The sequence below is a fragment of the Burkholderia sp. Se-20378 genome (genome assembly GCF_017104665.1).
Taxonomy (GTDB): Bacteria; Pseudomonadota; Gammaproteobacteria; order Burkholderiales; family Burkholderiaceae; genus Burkholderia; species Burkholderia lata.
In genome coordinates this window covers 1-2,799 of record NZ_JAAGPG010000808.1, presented here as the reverse complement: position 1 = coordinate 2,799, position 2,799 = coordinate 1, and the positions used below count along the sequence as shown (strand labels likewise).

General features: G+C 68.9%; 3 protein-coding genes and 1 pseudogene. 3 read left to right on the top strand and 1 reads right to left on the bottom strand.

Annotated elements, in window-relative coordinates:
- Window positions 1–501 (top strand): annotated as a pseudogene (locus G3N93_RS37785) (transcriptional regulator); the annotation flags it as partial.
- A 6-nt stretch (window positions 502–507) separates the two neighbouring features.
- Here the strand turns inward: G3N93_RS37785 and G3N93_RS37780 are convergent.
- Complete coding sequence (locus tag G3N93_RS37780) at window positions 508–1,509, bottom strand: spore coat U domain-containing protein (protein ID WP_174943280.1); 1,002 nt, start codon at window positions 1,507–1,509, stop codon at window positions 508–510.
- Between the two features lie 303 nt (window positions 1,510–1,812).
- Between G3N93_RS37780 and G3N93_RS37775 the strand changes: the two genes are divergently transcribed.
- Window positions 1,813–2,349: a spore coat U domain-containing protein gene (locus G3N93_RS37775; RefSeq protein WP_174941645.1), complete on the top strand. Its 537-nt coding sequence runs from the start codon at window positions 1,813–1,815 to the stop codon at window positions 2,347–2,349.
- A gap of 6 nt (window positions 2,350–2,355) precedes the next feature.
- Window positions 2,356–2,799, top strand: a 444-nt coding sequence (locus G3N93_RS37770; protein ID WP_206135301.1) for a molecular chaperone, incomplete at its 3' end; no start/stop codon positions are given.

The following is a 2,799-nucleotide window of genomic DNA, read 5'->3' as shown; positions in this document are numbered from 1 at the left end:
CAGCGCGACCCGGCCGAACCCGACGTCGCGGGCGGCGACCTGCCGCCGACGCTCGCCGCGACGGTCGCGGCAATCGCGACGCCCGCGTACGTGCTCGACCGGCAATGGAACGCGCTCGCATGGAACGCGCCGGCCGCCGCACTCTTTTCCGGCTGGCTCGACGGCGAACACGACCGCAACCTGTTGCGCTTCACGTTCATGTCGCCGGCCGCGCGCACGCTGATCGTCGATTGGGAAACCCGCGCGCGGCGGCTCGCGGCCGAATTCCGCGCCGATTCGATCCGTCACCTGACCGATGCGCCCACGCGTGCGCTGATCGACGCATTGACTGCCGGCAGCGACGCTTTCGCGCAGTACTGGGCATCGCAGGACGTGTTCGAACGCGAAGGCGGCCTGCGCGAATTCGACCATCCGGCCGACGGCCGCCTCGTGTACCAGCAGATCACGCTGAAGCCCGCGCACCGCGAGGACCTGAAGCTGGTGGTGCTGGTGCGCGACTGACGCAACTCAGAAGCTGATCGTTGCAGTAATCGTGTCGCTGTAGTTGCCCGGCGCGGGGGTTGTCTGCGCGGGCACGCGCCCGTACACGGGGATCGTCTGGCTGAATCCGCTGCCCGACCCCGTCGCCATCGACGTGCCGCCGGTGCCGTCGCCCCATGGCGTCGTATAGCCGCCGTCCGCGTAAAGCTGATAGCCGACCGACCCGCCGCCGCCCGTGCGCGACATGGCGCGCGCGGCAACGTTGCCGCTGCTGCCGCCGTTCAGCGCAATCTGGAATGCGTCGCCGTTCGTGCAGCGCGCATTGATCGACCCGGCCGCCGCCAGCGGAGACGTCAATACGCCGGTGGCCGGAAACGCGACGCCGGTCGCGGTGATGATGCAGTCGTTGGCGACCGTGGCCGTGGCGGAGAAGCTCACCGTGCCGGCCACCGGCTGCGCCGCGCAGGTCAGCGTCGGCAGGATGCTGAGCAGCGAAAAGCTCTGGCTGTACGTCGCCTGGTTGCCGCTGAAGCTCTGGGTGTAGACGGTGCTGCTGTTGTTCACGGTCGGCACGGTCGGCTGGTTGGCCGTGACGCGGCCATAGACGGTGATATTCGCGCTCGCGCTGGTGCCGAGCAGCGGTTTCTGCAACGTCACGGAAATCGGCGTGGTGCCGGCGCTGACGGAACCCCACGCCTGCGAATAACCGGAATCCTGGTACAGGTCGTACTGCATCTGGTTCGTCCCGTTGCTCAGGTAGCGCGGGCTCGTGCCGCCGAGGTTCACGCAGACGAGCACGCCCGTGTTCAGGCTCAGCACATCCCACGTGCAGTTGACGGTCATCGTGCTGGTGGTCGTGACGGCCAGCAGCCGGATCGGGCTGACGGAGCCGAAGCTCGGCGCCGGTGGCGTGACCGAACAGGAATCCGCGCGCGCCGACGCCCACGGCGCGCCGAGCGCCACGACCAGCAACAGGCACGACAGCATGCGCAGCCAGCCACGCGCCGCGTCGAATCGCTCATCCGCCATGGTTTTCCCCGTACGCACGCTCGCCCCCGCGACAACCGTCGCCAGGCCACGCGCCCCTCGATGGTAGCCGGCCGCGTACCGCGTCGTTCGCGCCGATTCTTGATCCAGGTCAAGCCGCCCACAGCAATCTATCAGGAATCCGGCACAAAACCTGCCGCTTCGGCATTTTCACCATTGCCGGCGCCCGAACGCGTGGAGTAGTCTTCCGTCAACGACAGCGCAGTTCCGTCGGCACGGCAGGCACAACGCGGGAGGCCACCCGCGAGCCGGGCGACATCCCTTGAACGGCTGGAGATAACCACAATGAACGCTACCCGACGTCGTGTCCTTTCCGCCGCGCTCGCGACCGCCTTCGCATTCGCACCGGCGCTGCAACCCGTTACCGTCGCCGCCACCTACTCGAACGGCACCGCCACCGCCCAGTTCAACGTCACGCTGACGATCCAGGCGAACTGCACGATCGCCGCCAACCCGCTCGCATTCGGCACGACCGGCGTGCTCGCGTCGACGATCAGCCAGCAGACCACGCTGTCCGTCACCTGTACGAACTCGACGCCGTACAACGTCGGGCTCGACGCGGGCGCCGTCACGGGCTCGACGGTCGCCAGCCGGCTGATGGCCGGCACCGCGAGCGGCAACACGAGCACGACGGTCGGCTATCAGATCTACCAGGATTCGGGCCACGCCACGGTCTGGGGCAACACGCAGGGAACGGATACGGTCGGCGGCACCGGGACCGGTTCCGCGCAGTCGCTGAACGTGTACGGCCAGGTGCCGGCGCAGGCGACACCGAAGCCCGACACCTATCAGGCGACCGTCACCGCCACCGTCTACTTCTGACGTCCCGTGGCGTTCCTTCCGCGCGCGCTCGCCGCGCTGTGGGCCGCAGCGGCGGCGGCCGTATCCGCGGCCACGCTGCAGATCACGCCCGTGACGATCGAGCTGCCGCCGTCGGCAGCCGCGGCCAGCGTCATGCTCGACAATCCGGGCGGACGGCCGATCTACGGCCAGGTCCGCACGTACCGCTGGACGCAGGAAAACGGCGACGACGTGATGACGCCGACCGACGCGCTCGCCGCATCGCCACCGCTGCTGCAGATCGGCGCGAACGCCGGGCAGCTGATCCGGCTCGTGCGCACGGCCCTCGACGCGCCGGCCGCCGAGGAAAGCTACCGCGTCCTGATCGACGAACTGCCCGCGCCCGGCACCCCGGTCGAAAACGGCATCACGATCCGGCTGCGCTATTCGGTGCCCGTGTTCGTCGAACCGCCCGGGATGCGATCGGACGCG

Excerpts from the sequence above, each read along its gene's own strand:
- G3N93_RS37780 (WP_174943280.1), bottom strand. The coding sequence starts at position 1,509 with ATGGCGGATGAGCGATTCGACGCGGCGCGTGGCTGGCTGCGCATGCTG.
- G3N93_RS37775 (WP_174941645.1), top strand. The coding sequence starts at position 1,813 with ATGAACGCTACCCGACGTCGTGTCCTTTCCGCCGCGCTCGCGACCGCC.